General features: G+C 28.6%; 12 protein-coding genes and 1 riboswitch. Of the genes, 6 read left to right on the top strand and 6 right to left on the bottom strand.

The window, feature by feature from the left end; translation table 11 throughout:
- Window positions 1–17: 17 nt before the first annotated feature.
- Together WG950_RS07160 and WG950_RS07155 are read left to right on the top strand one after the other, a co-directional pair.
- Window positions 18–956 (top strand): 1-aminocyclopropane-1-carboxylate deaminase/D-cysteine desulfhydrase, encoded by a 939-nt coding sequence (locus WG950_RS07160; RefSeq protein WP_340935190.1) that lies wholly within the window; start codon window positions 18–20, stop codon window positions 954–956.
- Window positions 956–1,807: a glucosaminidase domain-containing protein gene (locus WG950_RS07155; RefSeq protein WP_340935188.1), complete on the top strand. Its 852-nt coding sequence runs from the start codon at window positions 956–958 to the stop codon at window positions 1,805–1,807. Before WG950_RS07160 ends, WG950_RS07155 begins: the two co-directional genes overlap by 1 nt.
- A 46-nt stretch (window positions 1,808–1,853) precedes the next feature.
- Here WG950_RS07155 and WG950_RS07150 read toward each other — a convergent pair whose 3' ends face one another.
- Window positions 1,854–2,552, bottom strand: a complete 699-nt coding sequence (locus WG950_RS07150; RefSeq protein ID WP_340935186.1) for an SIMPL domain-containing protein — start codon at window positions 2,550–2,552, stop codon at window positions 1,854–1,856.
- A 202-nt stretch (window positions 2,553–2,754) separates the two neighbouring features.
- On the opposite strand from WG950_RS07150, the gene WG950_RS07145 reads away from it, so the two are divergent.
- Genes WG950_RS07145 through WG950_RS07135 form a run of 3 tightly spaced genes read left to right on the top strand, consistent with a single transcriptional unit; the run spans window position 2,755 to window position 6,194 of the window.
- Entirely contained in the window at window positions 2,755–4,938 is a 2,184-nt protein-coding gene (locus WG950_RS07145) for a tetratricopeptide repeat-containing sensor histidine kinase (RefSeq protein WP_340935185.1), read from the top strand.
- Window position 4,939: 1 nt separating this feature from the next.
- Entirely contained in the window at window positions 4,940–5,671 is a 732-nt protein-coding gene (locus WG950_RS07140) for a LytTR family DNA-binding domain-containing protein (RefSeq protein WP_340935183.1), read from the top strand.
- 7 nt (window positions 5,672–5,678) lie between these two features.
- Window positions 5,679–6,194 (top strand): gamma carbonic anhydrase family protein, encoded by a 516-nt coding sequence (locus WG950_RS07135; protein WP_077811069.1) that lies wholly within the window; start codon window positions 5,679–5,681, stop codon window positions 6,192–6,194.
- Window positions 6,195–6,359: 165 nt separating this feature from the next.
- Here WG950_RS07135 and WG950_RS07130 read toward each other — a convergent pair whose 3' ends face one another.
- Window positions 6,360–6,818, bottom strand: coding sequence for a hypothetical protein (locus WG950_RS07130; RefSeq protein WP_340935181.1), 459 nt, complete (start codon window positions 6,816–6,818; stop codon window positions 6,360–6,362).
- Between the two features lie 298 nt (window positions 6,819–7,116).
- On the opposite strand from WG950_RS07130, the gene WG950_RS07125 reads away from it, so the two are divergent.
- The gene (locus WG950_RS07125; protein ID WP_340935180.1) at window positions 7,117–8,745 is read left to right on the top strand and encodes a mechanosensitive ion channel family protein; all 1,629 of its coding nucleotides are present in this window, start codon (window positions 7,117–7,119) and stop codon (window positions 8,743–8,745) included.
- Window positions 8,746–8,752: 7 nt separating this feature from the next.
- Here WG950_RS07125 and WG950_RS07120 read toward each other — a convergent pair whose 3' ends face one another.
- The 4 genes from WG950_RS07120 to metK form a co-directional block, all read right to left on the bottom strand.
- The gene (locus tag WG950_RS07120) at window positions 8,753–9,706 is read right to left on the bottom strand and encodes a tRNA-dihydrouridine synthase family protein (protein WP_340935179.1); all 954 of its coding nucleotides are present in this window, start codon (window positions 9,704–9,706) and stop codon (window positions 8,753–8,755) included.
- Window positions 9,707–9,773: 67 nt separating this feature from the next.
- Window positions 9,774–11,357, bottom strand: coding sequence for a carboxypeptidase-like regulatory domain-containing protein (locus tag WG950_RS07115; RefSeq protein ID WP_340935177.1), 1,584 nt, complete (start codon window positions 11,355–11,357; stop codon window positions 9,774–9,776).
- A 77-nt stretch (window positions 11,358–11,434) separates the two neighbouring features.
- The gene (locus tag WG950_RS07110) at window positions 11,435–13,915 is read right to left on the bottom strand and encodes a zinc-dependent metalloprotease (RefSeq protein WP_079738106.1); all 2,481 of its coding nucleotides are present in this window, start codon (window positions 13,913–13,915) and stop codon (window positions 11,435–11,437) included.
- Between the two features lie 156 nt (window positions 13,916–14,071).
- Window positions 14,072–15,328 (bottom strand): methionine adenosyltransferase, encoded by a 1,257-nt coding sequence (gene metK / locus WG950_RS07105; RefSeq protein WP_079738107.1) that lies wholly within the window; start codon window positions 15,326–15,328, stop codon window positions 14,072–14,074.
- A gap of 363 nt (window positions 15,329–15,691) precedes the next feature.
- Window positions 15,692–15,802, top strand: a riboswitch (SAM riboswitch).
- The last annotated feature ends 47 nt before the right edge of the window (window positions 15,803–15,849 follow it).

Genomic DNA, 15,849 nt, shown 5'->3' with positions numbered 1-15,849 from the left:
CGCAAGAATAAATGCCCATGGATTTAAACGCAACAATTGTATCAAAAAACGAACAAATAGAACTCTCTTTATTAAAAGAAAAAAATGTAGAACTTTTTATTAAAAGAGAAGATTTAATACACCCGTTTGTTTCTGGTAACAAGTTTAGAAAACTAAAATATAATATTGAAGAAGCAATTAAGTTAAAGAAAAAATCTGTCTTAACATTTGGTGGCGCATACTCTAACCACATCGCTGCAACTGCTGTAGCGGGTAAGTTAGCAGGTTTAAAAACGTTTGCTGTAATTAGAGGAGACGAGTTAGGTAAAAATATTAAAGAAACTTTAGAAGGGAACCCAACTTTAAGAAAAGCAGCAGAAAATGGAATGAAATTTCATTTTGTGTCAAGAGAATTGTACAGGCAAAAAACGTCTTTTGGTTTTATAGAAAAGATGAAAAATAAATGGGGAGATTTTTATATGATTCCTGAAGGAGGAACCAACGGTTTGGCAGTAGATGGTTGCCAAGAAATTTTAACAGAACAAGATTCTAAATTCGATTATATTTGTGCTGCTGTTGGTACTGGAGGTACTATTTCTGGAATAATAAAATCTTTAGAAAAACATCAAAAAGTTATTGGTTTTCCCGCTTTAAAAGGAGCTTTTTTATCCGAAGAAATTAAAAAATATACCATTCGTAAAGACAATTGGAGCTTACAAAAAAAGTATCATTTTGGAGGTTATGCAAAATTTAATGATGAGTTGATAGAGTTTATCAATACATTTAAAGAGAAAACAGGTGTTTTATTAGACCCAGTTTATACAGGTAAAATGTTGTTTGGTATTTTAGATTTAATTAAAAAAGATACTTTTGAACAAGGCACTAAAATTTTAGCAATTCATACTGGTGGTATACAAGGAATTGATGGTTTTAACGCAAACTTAGTTAAAAAGAATCTACAAATTATAAATGTGTAATGAAGTTAAAAATTATTTTTAGTTGTGTTTTTTTATTGATTTTATGTAGCTGTGGAGCTAAGAAAAAGGTTGTAAACAAGAAAAATCCGGGTGTGGTAATTGTAGAGCCAGCACCTATAGATTTGCCATCTGTTAATGAAGTAGAATTAACAAAAAAACTAAACAAAAATAATCCTAGATTAAATAAAGAAACGCTTTCTTATATTAGAAAATATGCGCCAATTGCAGTAAAAGAAATGCACGAATATAAAATTCCGGCAAGTATAACTTTAGCTCAAGGAATTTTAGAATCTGGTAAAGGTAAAAGTGAGTTGGCTTTAAAGTCTAATAATCATTTCGGAATTAAATGTCATACTGCCTGGAAAGGTGAAAGAGTCTATCATGATGATGATGAAAAAGGAGAGTGTTTTAGAAAATACGTTTATCCAGAAACTTCTTATAACGACCATTCACTTTTTTTAACACAAAGAAGTCGATATGCTTTTTTGTTTAATTACAATATTAAAAACTATAAAAAATGGGCTTATGGCTTAAGAAAAGCAGGTTATGCAACAGATAGAAAATATCCTGTTAAGCTTATAAAAATAATTAAAGACTATCAACTTTATGAGTTTGACAAAATTAAGAAAGGAAATTTTGTTGAAAAAGTAAAAAACCTGAATGAAGGAGAAAAGTTAGAAAAACCAATAGTTATACCAAAGGTTACAAGCAGTTTTTATAAAGTAAAAAAAGGAGATACCTTGTATTCTATTTCTAGAAAATTTAATATATCTGTAGCCAACTTAAAAGCAATTAACAATTTAGACAGTAATATTATTTCTGTAGGACAAAAATTGTTGGTAAAAAAGTAAGTAAAATATGATTTTAAAAACAACTAATCTTAAGATTAGTTGTTTTTTATTCAATTTTAAATTTTATAAAGATTGAAGTTTTTAGAACTATCTCTTCAAATTGAGTGATAGTTTTATTTCTTTTTAACTTAGAAATCCCACTCGTGTAACCGTTTAGTAACAAATTGCTCGTATTGGCAAAATTCTGGTTTTTATTCGATTCTGTTTCTTTAATAAAAACAGGTTTACCTAATTTCTCATTAATTGCATCTAACAGATAATAAGCTTTTTCTTTTGCAGCTTTAATTGCGGCTATTTTATTCTCTTTTTTTAATTCGGTTAGTTTAGAGTGCGTTGCTTTTGTTATGTTTATTTGTGTTATTTTTAGTTCATCTAAACAATTAAAAAAACTTTTTAATTTTTTTGGACTGCTTACTTTAAGAGTGTATTTAGCAGTAGAAAACATCTCTTTAGTAAACCAACCAGTTTTTGAAATAACCGCATTTACATCAGAAATAAAAAGATTTTCTGCTGAAATATCAATATTAATCAATGCATTTTTTAATTGATTTTCTAATGTTTCTAAATTTAATTTTTTCCCTTTTTCTATTCGTTCTTTTAAAAAAATATCCAAATAGATTTCGTTGGGGACAACTTTTTTTACAGAACTACCTAAAACTTCGATATAAGAATTTTCGAGATTGCTGTTTTGACTTAAAATAAATGATGACAAGAAAAGTAAAAATAAAAATGTAAGCTGTTTCATGTGTATGTTTTTATGTTGTAAAAATAAGTTTGAATTTTTTTAGAAAAAATCTAGATTTAGTGTATACTGTTTTCTAATGAGGTATGTGTACCAAAAAATTAGTAAAAGTTACTTTTATTAGTTTTTTAAATGATTTTCTAAAGATTTGATGTTTTTTTAGATGCTTTTTTGTGTGTATGTTTACAGTAATTAATTTCTATAAATGAATATTAGAAAATACATAATAATCTATTTTATATTTTTTGTAGCATTATTTTATGCTCAAGAAAATACTACAAACCAAACGCAAGAAAGTTTTTTTATTCAGGTTAAAATAGAGCTGAAAGCAACAAGAGCTACTGTTAAAAATGCAGATGTTTTTGTAAACGGAAAACAATTTTATTATTCAGAAATTAAAGATTTTTACAACGTTGAAGCCAGAATAGGAGATCAATTAGTGGTAAGTCATTCTGATTTTGAAGACGTTTATTACACTATAAAATCTAATGAAGAAATTAAAATCTTAGTAGAAGGTATTACAGAAATCTCATCTAAACTATTAAAAAGAAAGAATAGAAAACAAGATAATTATAACACATACTTAGATTCTGCACAGTTTTACAAGAAAATTGATATTGACAAAAGTTTATATTTTATAGAAAACGCGATTAAAAGCGGTAACTCGAAAGAAAGAAACTCTCATACTTATAAAGTGTTAGCAGATATATATTTACACTGGAAACAGTATGATTTAGCGGTAACTAATTATAAGTTATCAAATCAAATTAAAGAAGACCTTTCTACTAAAATAAAATTAGGAACGGCGCAATATTTATTAAAGAAATACAAAGAAAGTAAAAAAACTTTCTTAAAGATTAAAGATGAAAATCTAAGTTTTTATGAGAAAATAACTGTTTTAGAAAGTTTGGGAGATATTTATTTTGCGCAAAAGAAATATATAGAAACTAAGAAGTATTACAATTTAGCTTTTAATGAAGCAAAACAACACAATGTAACTTCTAAATTAACCGATATAAGTTCTAAACTGGCAACTGTTTATTCTGCAGAAGGTAAAATTAAATTGGCTGCAAAAGGGTTTAACAAAGCATTAAACTTTGCTAAAAAAGAAGATTTAAATAGAGTGTTGTTAGAAGAAGAAAAGGTTGCAGAGTTTTTAAATTCATCAAAAAAATATGACCAAGAGATCGAGTTAAGAAAAAAGAGTTTAGAAAAAACAGCACAAGAAAATAATTCGAAGGAAAAAATAAACAATGAAGACGCTGTAACTCCGCAAAAAATTAATTATAAAATAGGAAATGCCTATATTTTAAAAGAAGATTACAAAGAAGCTATTTCTTACCTAGAAGAAAGTAGGGCAGAAGCCAAAAAGAACAAAGATATTGTAGTAGAAAAAGATGCTACGAGAAGAATTTCAGAAGTTTTTTCAAATCTTGGTGAGTATGACAAAGCATTAAAAAATTATCAAAAATATGTAGCCTTAGTAGATTCATTGTATATCGGTAAAGAGCAAGAAATACAGCAAGTAAAACGATTTTCAAAAAAAATTGCCGACAATCAAAACCGAATTTTAAGTCTAGAAAAAGATAAAGAATTAGCAGATAGCAAAATTAATTTAGCTTATATAGATTCTAGGTTATCCGAAGAAAGTAATAAAAGCCAAAGGATAATTATTTACTCCTTAATTGGTGGTTTTTTCTTAATGATTTTGTTAGTTTATTTTATGTACAGAAATAGCCAGCAACAAAAAATTGCCAATAATTTATTAGCTTTAAAATCTATGCGATCGCAAATGAATCCGCATTTTATTTTTAATGCTCTAAATTCTGTTAACAGTTTTATTGCTGTTAATGATGAAAGAAATGCCAATAGATATCTATCAGAATTTTCTACATTAATGCGATCTGTTTTAGAAAATTCTGATGAAGATTTTATTCCTTTTACTAAAGAATTAGAATTGTTAGAACTATATGTAAAATTAGAGCATAACAGATTTAAAGATAAATTTGATTATGAAATAAAGATTGGTAAAGACATTAACTTAGAACAATTTGCTATACCACCAATGTTATTACAGCCTTATATAGAAAATGCAATTTGGCACGGTTTAAGGTATCGAAAAGAGAAAGGAAAATTAGAAATTTCTATGAAACTTAAAAATCCGGATGTGCTTTCTGTTGTGATTTTAGATAACGGTATAGGAAGAAAAAATTCTGAAAAATTAAAAACTAAAAATCAATTAAAACAAAAATCTAAAGGAATGAGTACTATAAAAAATAGAATAGCTATTTTAAATAGTATGTACAAAGATAAAATTTCTGTAAAAGTTTCTAATGCTTTAGAAAACGGTGAAGGAACAAAAGTAGAATTGATTTTGAAAAAGAATTGAAATGAAATTAAATGCAATTATAGTAGAAGACGAAGGAATTAGTAGAGATATAATTCGAAACTATTTAAGTAAATATTGCCCTAATGTTAATTTATTAGGTGAAGCTAGTAACATAGAAGAAGGTTACAATTTAATAAATAAACACAACTTAGATTTAGTTTTTCTAGATGTAGAAATGCCTTTTGGTAACGCGTTCGATTTGTTAGAAAAAATAGAAAATAGAACTTTTGAAGTCATTTTTGTTACAGCTTACGACCATTATGCAATAGAAGCATTAAATAATAATGCAAGTTATTATTTATTAAAACCCATTTCTATAGATCAATTAATAAAAGCAGTAAATACTGTTTTAGAAATTAAACAAAAAGAACAGCAACTTCAAAATAAAATTCTAGAAACAAAAAGTTTAGCTGTACATGGTAAAATTACAATTCCGCAGCAAGATGGTTTTGAAATTTTAGATGTAAGCGATATTATTTTTTGTAAAGCAGATGATAATTATACAGAAATTCATTTATCTAATTCTAAAAAACTAGTTAGCAAAACACTAAAACATTTCGAGGGTATTTTAAAAGAATATACTTTTGTTAGAATACATAAATCATATCTAGTTAATGTAAACGCAATAATTAAATATAAAAAAGGTAAAGGCGGTAGCGTTATTGTATCAAACGGAAAAGAAATTTTGGTTTCTGCATCTCAAAAAAGTAACCTACTCTCTTATTTTAAATAAAAAAAATATGGCAATAATAAAACCAGTAAGAGGTAAACACCCACAAATTCCATCAGATTGTTTTATAGCAGAAAATGCAACAGTTTTGGGCGAAGTATCTTTAGGTAAAGAATGTTCAATTTGGTATAATGCGGTAATTCGTGGCGATGTACACTTTATAAAAATTGGTAATAAAGTAAATATTCAAGATGGCGCTGTAATACATGCAACGTATCAAAAATCGCCAACAACTATTGGCAATAACGTATCTATTGGACATAATGCAATTGTGCACGGTTGTACAATTAAAGACAATGTTTTGGTTGGTATGGGAAGTATTATTATGGATGATTGCGTAGTAGAATCTAATTCTATAATTGCAGCAGGCGCTGTAGTTACAAAAAACACAATAGTAGAAAGTGGTAGTATTTACGCGGGTGTACCTGCTAAAAAAGTGAAAGATATTTCAGAAGAATTAATTTCTGGAGAAATAAACAGAATTGCAGACAATTACGTTACCTATTCTAGCTGGTTTAAAGAGTAATTTTTTTTGGCGTTACACAAGGTCGGGCTTTACATTATATCTTTTTTTCGTTCCTCAAAAAAGGATGCCATTTCAATCCCTAACGCAATCCCAAGATTTTTAAATTAAAAAAGACCAATTTCTTAACAGAAATTGGTCTTTTTATTAATCAACTAATTCAAATATTTATTTTCTAACTCTTCTACCTTCTTTGCGGTTTTTCATCCCTTTTCTTTTCGCCATTTTTTTACCTTTCATAGCTCTTTTTTTGTGCATTTTTTCAAATTTTTTAAACTGTTCGTCGTTTAAAATATCTTTCATGCTATTTCTCATTGCTATTTGAGCGTCTAATCTTTTATTTTGCATTTCAAAAACTTCATCAGAAGTAGGTCCTTTTTTATCTTTTCTAGCTTTCTTTCTCTTTTCCATCTCGGCTTTTCTTTCTGCAATTTGATTAGAAATTAAAGGCTTAATTTGATTTTGTTGCTTTCTAGATAAATCTAAAGCTAGGGTCATTTTTTTAACAGTCAATTCTGTTTGTTGTTCTGTTGTTAATCTTGCACGTTTATCAGTTTTACCTCTTTGGGCTTGCGTACTTACTGTAAATGCGAATACGAATACTAAAATGCTTGCTAATTTTTTCATGTTTTTATCTTTTTAATTATTTTAATTTTATACTTCTAAGACTGTGCAAAATTGAAAAGGTTTAATTTATATTTCTAATTAACAGTATTTTAAGGTTTGTGTTTAAAGCAAAAAAAACTCGAATTCAATTAAGAATTCGAGTATTACAATATACTAATTAATCAACCCAAAAAATTAGCAACTGTTAAGCTTTATTATTGTTGTAAGTGTTTTATTTTTTTAATATTTATACTTCTTTGACTGTAAAAAAGTCAAAAGGTTTAAATTTGTAATTAAATTTTTCAAAATTATTATTTCTATGCGTAAAATATTTTGGTTATTATTTTTAGTATCATTTATAATAAACGCTCAAAAAGATTCTGTAAGAGTCGATTTAAGTAACCCTAATGCTACTTTGTATACGCATTTATATTTTTTACAATCAGATTCTTATCAGCCTAAAAAATCTGCTAAGACAATTTTAGGTTTACCAGAAAAAGAAGCGATAAAAAAAGTTGTAAGAATTAAAAAGGTTTTAGACGGTAAAGGTCTTTATGTAGATTTTAATAAAGTGCCAAAAAACGCCAATTATAAAGATACTGTTCGATATTCTTCATATGAAAAATATACACCTTTTCCGCAGCGAATGCCAGAAATATCTGTAGAAAAAATAGAAAACAAATGGTATTATTCTTCTGAAACGGTTGCTAAAATAGATAGTTTATACAATGCTGTTTTTCCTTGGTATGTTCAAAAGATTCAAGATTTTATTCCAGAATTTGGACATAAAAAATTATGGACCATAGAATATTGGCAATTATTTTCTGTGCTTATTTTTATGGTATTAACCGTACTTATATTTTTTGTTTTTAGAAAATTAACGTTTGTAATTTTAAATAGAATACAGCAAAAAATTACGAAAACTACAGATATTACTTTTGATCAATCTTTAAAAAAATTGGCAAGACCAATTAGTTTATTAATTGCTATTAGTTTTTTAGATAGTGTTTTTCCTTCGTTATACTTTAGTTTAGAAATTAATAAATGGGTTTTCTTGTTTATAGATATTGCTAAGGTTGTTTTTTGGACATACGTTTTAATAAATTTAGTTCATGTTTTAATGAAGTTTTACAGTGTTTTTACAGAAAAAACACATAACCGATTAGACGATCAATTATCTCCAATTCTACACAACTTCTTTGTTGGCTTGGTTATATTTATTGGTGTTTTAAGGTTAGTAGCTTTATTTGGTGTAGATACTACAACAATTTTAGCAGGTGCTACTATTGGTGGTTTAGCTGTTGCTTTGGCGTCTCAAGACACAGTAAAAAATCTAATTGGTACAATTATGATTTTTTTAGACAAACCGTTTCATATAGAAGATTGGATTGAAGCCGGAGAAGTTGTTGGTACTGTAGAAAAAGTAGGTTTTAGATCTACAAGTGTGCGTGCAGCAGATACATCTGTATACCAAATACCAAATAGTAAACTATCAGAAATTGTTATCAATAACAAAGGTTTACGTTTGTTTAGACGTTATAACACAAATTTAGGTTTGCGCTATGATACTCCGCCAGAATTAATCGAGGCATTTGTAAAAGGTGTAAGAGAAATAATTATTGCACATCCAGAAACAAGATCAGATTCTTACAATGTAGAATTTACTGGTTTTGGAGATTCGGCATTGTTGGTAATGGTAAATGTATACTTTAAAAGTTTGGCTTGGGGTGTAGAGCAATCTTCTAAACATCGATTACACATTGCAATAGTAAAGTTGGCAAAAGAATTAGGAGTAGATTTTGCTTTTCCGTCTACAACAGTTACTATAGAGCATTTTCCAGAGAAACAAGGTTTAAATCCTAAATATAACACGGATGCTGGTAGAATAGATACCGCAATTACAAAAGTTTTAGAAGAATTTAATAAAGAAAACCCTAAAGAAGATTAATTTTTAATTAACCGTTTTTAGCTTCTTTAAAAATTTCTCTAACTGCAATTTCGTATTTTTTTACGTTTTGAGCTTTTTTAATTTTTTTATAGGTTTTTTGCGGATTGGCAAAACTTTTAGAAAAATATTCCCAGAAACCAAGCATCTTCATTTTAATGGGAGTTGGTCCAGATAAAGCTGCATCATATTCAGTAAAAATACGATCGTGAAATTCATTAAAAATATCAAATCTATTTTTTGGATATTCTAAAGTATCTTTCTTAATCATATTAGGTAAAAAAGGATCAGCAATTAAGCCTCTACCAATCATCCAATGATCTATTGTAGGGAATCTTTCTTGTAGCTTTTTAAAGGCATTTACAGAGGTAACATCGCCATTATAATATAATTTGTGTTTTGTATTGTCGATACATTTCTGAAAAGAATCTAAATCTGTTCCGCCTTTATACAACTGCTTTCCAATTCTTGCATGAATTGCAATGTTTTTAAGAGGGTACTTGTCTAAAACAGGTAAAGTTTTTAAAATTTCTTCAGGATTTTCATAACCCATTCTCATTTTCATCGAAACCAAAACATCAGATTCATTATGAACTTTATGAAGAATATTATTTATTTTTTCTGGATCTGCAATTAAACCAGAACCCATACCACGTTTGGTAACCATTGGATAAGGGCAACCAAGATTCCAGTTTAATTCTTTGTAGCCTAATTCTCTTATATATTTTGCAACAAATAAAAACTCATCAACATCATTTGTAATAATTTGCGGAATAACTTCTAGCGTTGTATTATTTGCCAATTCAATATCTCGCTTGTAAGAATTTTTAATAACAAGTTTGCCGTTTAATCGAATATAAGGAGCGTAGAACGTATCGATTCCGCCAAAAAAATGATTGAAAGCATTTCTAAATTTATAATCTGTAAAACCTTGTAAAGGAGAAGAAAGTAATGTTTGACTCATGACAAATATTGAGCTGCAAATATAGAATACTTTTTAAAGGAAATACTAAATATAAATATCGAATCTATTAATTTTTAGAAGATTTTAAAGGTGTATTTATCCAATAATCATTCTCTAATTTTAAATCGGTTACTTTAGACTTAGACAAAGGTAAACTCTTGTTTACAAACTCTTTTTGTACGGGTAAAAGTTTATGCTCGAAGACTTCTTGTACAAAAAATTCTCTATATTGGTTTAGCTTTAAACTTGCTCTTTCATTAATTTTAAAGCCTCCGATGTCTTTTATATTTGTAATATCAAAAACAAAATTGTTTGCATAGTTGCTATCAGTATCGCTATTATTTAAATCCATTTTTTCTATTGATTCTTTATCAATATGAATAGTTAGAGTTCTTGAATTTTCTATACTAGCTTGTACATCTTTAATTTTTAATTTTTGGTTCTTATAATAAATTTTAAATTTCGACCTTATTGGTGTTATACTTCTTAAATTGATTGGTCTGTTAAAAGAAACCTTAAAAGTTTTATTTTTTTTGTTAAATGTTGTTTTATCAATTTTAAAATAGTTACCATTTGTTGCTTCAAAAAAATTATTAAAAGTAATGTAGTTCAAATACATTTTGTCTTTAATAGGTTTGTATGCTATGGTAACAGAGTACTGCGGATTCTTTTTGAATCTGTAATACAAATTGTAGTTTAATTTATGAATTGCAAAATCTTGTTTAGAAATATAAATGGTTCCGTAAGCTGCATATTCGTAACTAGTTTTTCCTTTAATCGAGTTAAAAGTTACTTCGTACAATGGTGATTTATCAGAATAAATAATTTTTTTAAGTTTAAATTTATGATTTCTAATAAAATGCTTGTTAAATGTATTGCTAAAAGAAAAAGACATTTTATTGTAATTTCTAATTGTGTTTGTTAAGGATAAAATATTTAATTCATTACCACCTAACGGACTAATATATACGCTTTCTGAAAATTTCTTATCAGCATTATCATAAGGTATTGTAAGTGTAGAATCTTTAATAAATTTATCGTTTTCAATGTAATTATATAATAAAGATTGATTTTTTTTACTCTTTAATTTATCAGTTTTAAAACCATTGTCAAAAGTTTCAATTATTGCTTCGTTAACATTTATGTAATCTATTTTTTCTTTATAATTATTTTTTTTCTGATAAGAGTCTCCAACTGGTTGTTGGTAATCTCTGTAATAACCAATATAAGAATGTGGTTCTGTAGGGTAGTTATTTAAGATGTTTTCTATTGCTTTTCTAACAATTTGTACACCTAAAAGTTTTTTCTTTCTTTTCTTTATTGATGTTGAAATGACTACCTCGTTAAGACTGTTATTATAAACAGTTAAATAAACTATATGCTCTTTTTTATTTTTTAATGCTGATAATTTAATTTCTTTGGTTTTATAGCCGATAGAAGAAATTCTTATAATTCCGTTTGATTTATATTTTATTGGAATTTGAAATTTACCATTTACATCTGCATGCGTGCCTCTTTTTATTTTTTTTAACATAACCGTTGCATATACAACGGGTTTTTTAGTTTGTTTATCTAAAACTTTAAAAGAGATTTTTTCTTGCGAAAAGTTTACAAACGAGGTAAGAAAAAATAAAAAGGTAATTTTTTTCATGCTATTTTTTTCGATTTAAAAAGCAAAAACCACGCCAAAATTGGGCGTGGTTTTTTAAATGAACATTAATTTTTTTCTTACTTTGGATCTAAAGCTACTTCAATTCTAGCTAAAACATCTTGTAAGTGGTAACGAGAAGTTGTGTTAGAAGCTCTTGAAGCTGCATTTCTAACATCTCTTTTTAATCTAGTTAATTCTCCTCTTGCAAAAGATTTAATATCAGACTGACCAACATTTACAGATGGTGTTCCAAAACGTCCTCTTTGGTTTTTAGCATCGTTTAATAAAAAGTCTAAACGCTCTACATGTGCTTTTTGAAGATTTCTTCTATATGTATCTATAGTTCTACCGCTATATAATTCAGACCAAATACCTTTTCTTACATCAGAAAACATAGAAACTAAATTGTAAGCTTTAGCGCCATTTAAAGTTTCATTTTCTATCATACGTGCCATTCTATCTGCACTTAAAAGACTATTTAAAGTTCTTACTTGTAAAGATCTAACTCTTTCTAAAGCACCACTAGATTGTGTTTTAGAGAAAAGGTCTTTGTCTAACATCCAAGTAGGGGTTTTAAATAATTGATTGATTACAAATTTTAAAGCTGCTTTTTGATGTGCTTTGTCTACATGTGTGTAAACAGCACCTTCTTGATCTGCAGTTTTATAGTTTTCGTAAATACCACCAACATTAGAAGAAACATGTCCCATGTATCTACCAAACTGACCAATAACTTGACCATACATTGTAGCCATTTCGTCATAAGTCTGTCCTTTTTCTGTAGTCCACTCTTCTAATCTAGGTAAAATTCTTTTTAAATTTTTAATACCATAATCACTCGCCTTAATAGCGTCGTCTCCTAAATCTTCAGTTTGTGCACTTGGATCTACAACGCCAAATTGCTGACGACCAAAATGATACATTGGGTTGTCTGCTTTATCTAAAATCCACTTATCTAAAGTTTCTTTTTCTTCTTCGGCAGTCTTGTCTAAAATTGGTCTATAACCCCAATTGATAGAGTATTTATCATAAGGACCAATGTCTGGCATTAAAGCAACACCTTTATCTTCTGGTTGTGCAACATAGTTAAAACGAGCATAATCCATAATAGATGGGGCAGTACCATATTTTTTTGTAAAAGTTGCAGAACGTAAAGAGTCTACAGGATAAGCTACAGAACTTCCCATGTTATGAGGTAAACCTAAAGTATGACCTAATTCGTGAGAAGAAACAAAACGAATTAAACGTCCCATAGTTTCTGTCTTAAAGTTATTGCTTCTTGCGTCTTCGTTAATTGCAGCTGTTTGTACAAAAAACCAGTTGTGTAATAAAGTCATTACATTATGATACCAGTTAATATCAGATTCTAAAATCTCTCCAGATCTTGGGTCACTTACGTGAGGTCCGTTTGCATTAGGAATCGGAGATGCTAAATATCTAATTACAGAATAACGCACATCTTCTGGGCTATACTCTGGATCTTCTTCTTTAGTTGGTGCCATTTTACCAACAATAGCATTTTTAAAACCAGCTGCTTCAAAAGCTACTTGCCAGTCGTTAACACCTTGTATAATATATGGTACCCATTCTTTAGGAGTTGCTCTATCTACGTAATAAACAATTTGTTTTTTAGGCTCTACTAATTCTCCTCTTTTAAATTTCTCGATATCTTCATCTTTAACTTCTAAACGATATCTATCTAAATATCTAACCGTTTTACTTTTTTGATCTTTTAAACCATAATCTGTTTGACCTCTAGCAAACCAACCAACACGTTCGTCAAAATATCTACGTTTCATTGGTACTTTTGGTAATAAAACCATAGAATTACTCATTTCTAAAGTAATAGAACCAACCGCACTATTAGATGGCGCTTTGTTTGCAAAGTAAGTTTTTACATGTCTTACTTCTATGTTTCTTGGGTAACTACTTACTCTATCTATGTAAGAACGAGTCTTATCCATTCTAGTAGCTTGGTAAGCTCTTCTGTAAAAATTAGGGAAACCTAAAGGTTTTACATCTGTAGAAAATAAAGAAGTTGCATCTATAACAGTTGCAGTAGAATCTTTACTAAATGCTTTGATAGGAAAAGAAAATAAAATTGGTTCTAAGTTAGAGTTTACTACCGCTTCGTGCACAGGTAACAAAGTATCTGCAACAACGCTATGCGAAACAACTCTTAATAAGATTTGTTTATTTTTTTTCTCCCAACGTAAAACTTGTGTGTTTGTTTTACCACCACCAAAACCAATACCGCTGGCAGTTTTAGCAATTCTTGTTACCATTAACATTTCTCTTCTTAAAAGAGAATCTGGTATTTCAAATAAATAAGAATTATCTTTTTGGTGCACTTTAAACAAACCTTCGTCTGTTTTGTGTTCTTTGGTTACTACCTTACTATAAGGCTGAATTCCACCTTTTTTAGGTTTAGGTTTCGGTTTTGCTGCAGTTTTCGGTGCTTCTTTTTTCTTTTTCTTCCAAAATTGAGCAGAAGATTCAGTAGAAAAACCAAATACGAAAGCTACTAAAAGCAGCCTAGTAAGTATTTTTTTTGTCATGATATATTTGATTAATATTATAACTTTCGAAGTTACGTAAACAAAAAGTTAAGACTTCTTAAAAAATTGTTAAAGAGAAAACCTGCTTACTGTTAAATTTTGAGCATAAAAAAAGCCTTTAGATATACCTAAAGGCTTTTAAAAGTTTGTTTAATTTTATAGATTAAATGCCGCTTTTACTTTGTCTACATAATCTAACTTTTCCCAAGTAAAAGTTTCTACTTCTTCTGAAACAGTTTCTCCCATTGGATTAGAAAAAGTTACTGTTTTAATTTCTGGAGTTCTACCCATGTGGCCATATGCAGCAGTTTCAGAGTAAATTGGCGTTCTTAATTTTAAGCGTTGTTCTATAAAATAAGGACGCATGTCAAAAATTTCTTCTACTTTTTTACTGATTTCTCCGTCGGATAAACCAACAGTTGCTGTACCATAGGTTTCTACGTTAATACTTGTAGGTTTTGCAACACCAATTGCATAAGAAACTTGTACTAAAACTTCTTTACATAAACCGGCAGCAACTAAATTTTTTGCAATATGTCTAGTTGCATAAGCTCCAGATCTGTCTACTTTAGAAGGGTCTTTTCCAGAGAAAGCACCACCACCGTGTGCACCTTTACCACCGTAAGTATCAACAATAATTTTTCTACCAGTTAAACCTGTATCTCCATGAGGTCCACCAATAACAAAAACGCCTGTTGGGTTGATGTGATACGTAATATTATCTGTAAATAATTTTTGAATATGAGCAGGTAATTTTGCTACAACTCTAGGAATTAAAATTTCAACGATATCTTTTTTAATTTTTGCTAACATAACATCATCAGACTTGTCAAAATCGTCATGTTGAGTAGAAATTACAATCGCATCAATTCTTTGCGGAACATTATCATCAGAATACTCTATAGTTACTTGAGATTTAGCATCTGGTCTTAAGTAAGTAATGTCTTTGTTTTCTCTTCTTAAAGCTGCTAATTCAATTAAAAGCCTGTGAGACAATTCTAAAGCCAAAGGCATGTAGTTTTCTGTCTCATCTGTAGCATAACCAAACATCATTCCTTGGTCTCCAGCACCTTGTTCTTCTGGTTTTGCTCTATCAACACCTTGGTTAATATCTGGCGATTGTTCGTGAATTGCAGATAAAACACCGCAAGAATTTCCGTCGAACATATATTCTCCTTTTGTATAACCAATTTTATTAATTACATCTCTTGCAATTTGCTGTACATCTAAATAAGTTTTAGATTTTACTTCTCCAGCCAATACAACTTGCCCAGTTGTAACTAATGTTTCGCAAGCTACTTTACTTGTTTTATCAAAGGCTAAAAAATTATCTATTAAAGCATCAGAAATTTGATCTGCTACTTTATCAGGATGTCCTTCAGAAACACTTTCTGAGGTAAATAAATATGACATAATATTCTTCTTTTAAATGTTGTAGGAAATTAAAATTGATTGCATAGTCGCTAAAAGAAGTAGATAATTACTGCTTTAGCATTTTTTTATTGAGGTTGCAATCAGTTCAAATTTTTCCTCTTAATTCGACTGCAAAAGTACACTATAAAATTAAAAGCCACACTTTTTTATCATAATTATTTATGATAGCATCATCAATAAATCAATTTTAAGAGTTTTAAAACGCTGTTTTTAAGGAATAATTAAAACTTAGTATAATAAAATGTGAAATTTGTAGCCGTAAAAAAATAGTTACGATTTTATTAGGATATTAAATTTTTCTGAACATATATTTGTACTCACAAAGTTCAATAACTTATTGAAATGTTATCAAGAAAGGTGAAGGGATTAGACCCGATGAAGCCTTAGCAACCCTTTAGAAATAAAGAAGGTGCTACATTCTACCTAAATACTTTGTATTTGGATAGATAACAAAAAAGAATTTTCCTGTTCTGGAAACTTCTATTTTCTTAATAACATTT

Origin of the sequence: Polaribacter marinaquae (assembly GCF_038019025.1) — a bacterium.
GTDB classification, from domain to species: Bacteria; Bacteroidota; Bacteroidia; order Flavobacteriales; family Flavobacteriaceae; genus Polaribacter; species Polaribacter marinaquae.
This window is presented reverse-complemented; position numbering and strand designations above follow the sequence as displayed.

What these genes read in the sequence shown, in the direction of transcription:
- WG950_RS07160 (WP_340935190.1), top strand. Translation starts at nt 18, where the DNA reads ATGGATTTAAACGCAACAATTGTATCAAAAAACGAACAAATAGAACTC.
- WG950_RS07155 (WP_340935188.1), top strand. Translation starts at nt 956, where the DNA reads ATGAAGTTAAAAATTATTTTTAGTTGTGTTTTTTTATTGATTTTATGT.
- WG950_RS07150 (WP_340935186.1), bottom strand. Translation starts at nt 2,552, where the DNA reads ATGAAACAGCTTACATTTTTATTTTTACTTTTCTTGTCATCATTTATT.
- WG950_RS07145 (WP_340935185.1), top strand. Translation starts at nt 2,755, where the DNA reads ATGAATATTAGAAAATACATAATAATCTATTTTATATTTTTTGTAGCA.
- WG950_RS07140 (WP_340935183.1), top strand. Translation starts at nt 4,940, where the DNA reads ATGAAATTAAATGCAATTATAGTAGAAGACGAAGGAATTAGTAGAGAT.
- WG950_RS07135 (WP_077811069.1), top strand. Translation starts at nt 5,679, where the DNA reads ATGGCAATAATAAAACCAGTAAGAGGTAAACACCCACAAATTCCATCA.
- WG950_RS07130 (WP_340935181.1), bottom strand. Translation starts at nt 6,818, where the DNA reads ATGAAAAAATTAGCAAGCATTTTAGTATTCGTATTCGCATTTACAGTA.
- WG950_RS07125 (WP_340935180.1), top strand. Translation starts at nt 7,117, where the DNA reads ATGCGTAAAATATTTTGGTTATTATTTTTAGTATCATTTATAATAAAC.
- WG950_RS07120 (WP_340935179.1), bottom strand. Translation starts at nt 9,706, where the DNA reads ATGAGTCAAACATTACTTTCTTCTCCTTTACAAGGTTTTACAGATTAT.
- WG950_RS07115 (WP_340935177.1), bottom strand. Translation starts at nt 11,357, where the DNA reads ATGAAAAAAATTACCTTTTTATTTTTTCTTACCTCGTTTGTAAACTTT.
- WG950_RS07110 (WP_079738106.1), bottom strand. Translation starts at nt 13,915, where the DNA reads ATGACAAAAAAAATACTTACTAGGCTGCTTTTAGTAGCTTTCGTATTT.
- metK (WP_079738107.1), bottom strand. Translation starts at nt 15,328, where the DNA reads ATGTCATATTTATTTACCTCAGAAAGTGTTTCTGAAGGACATCCTGAT.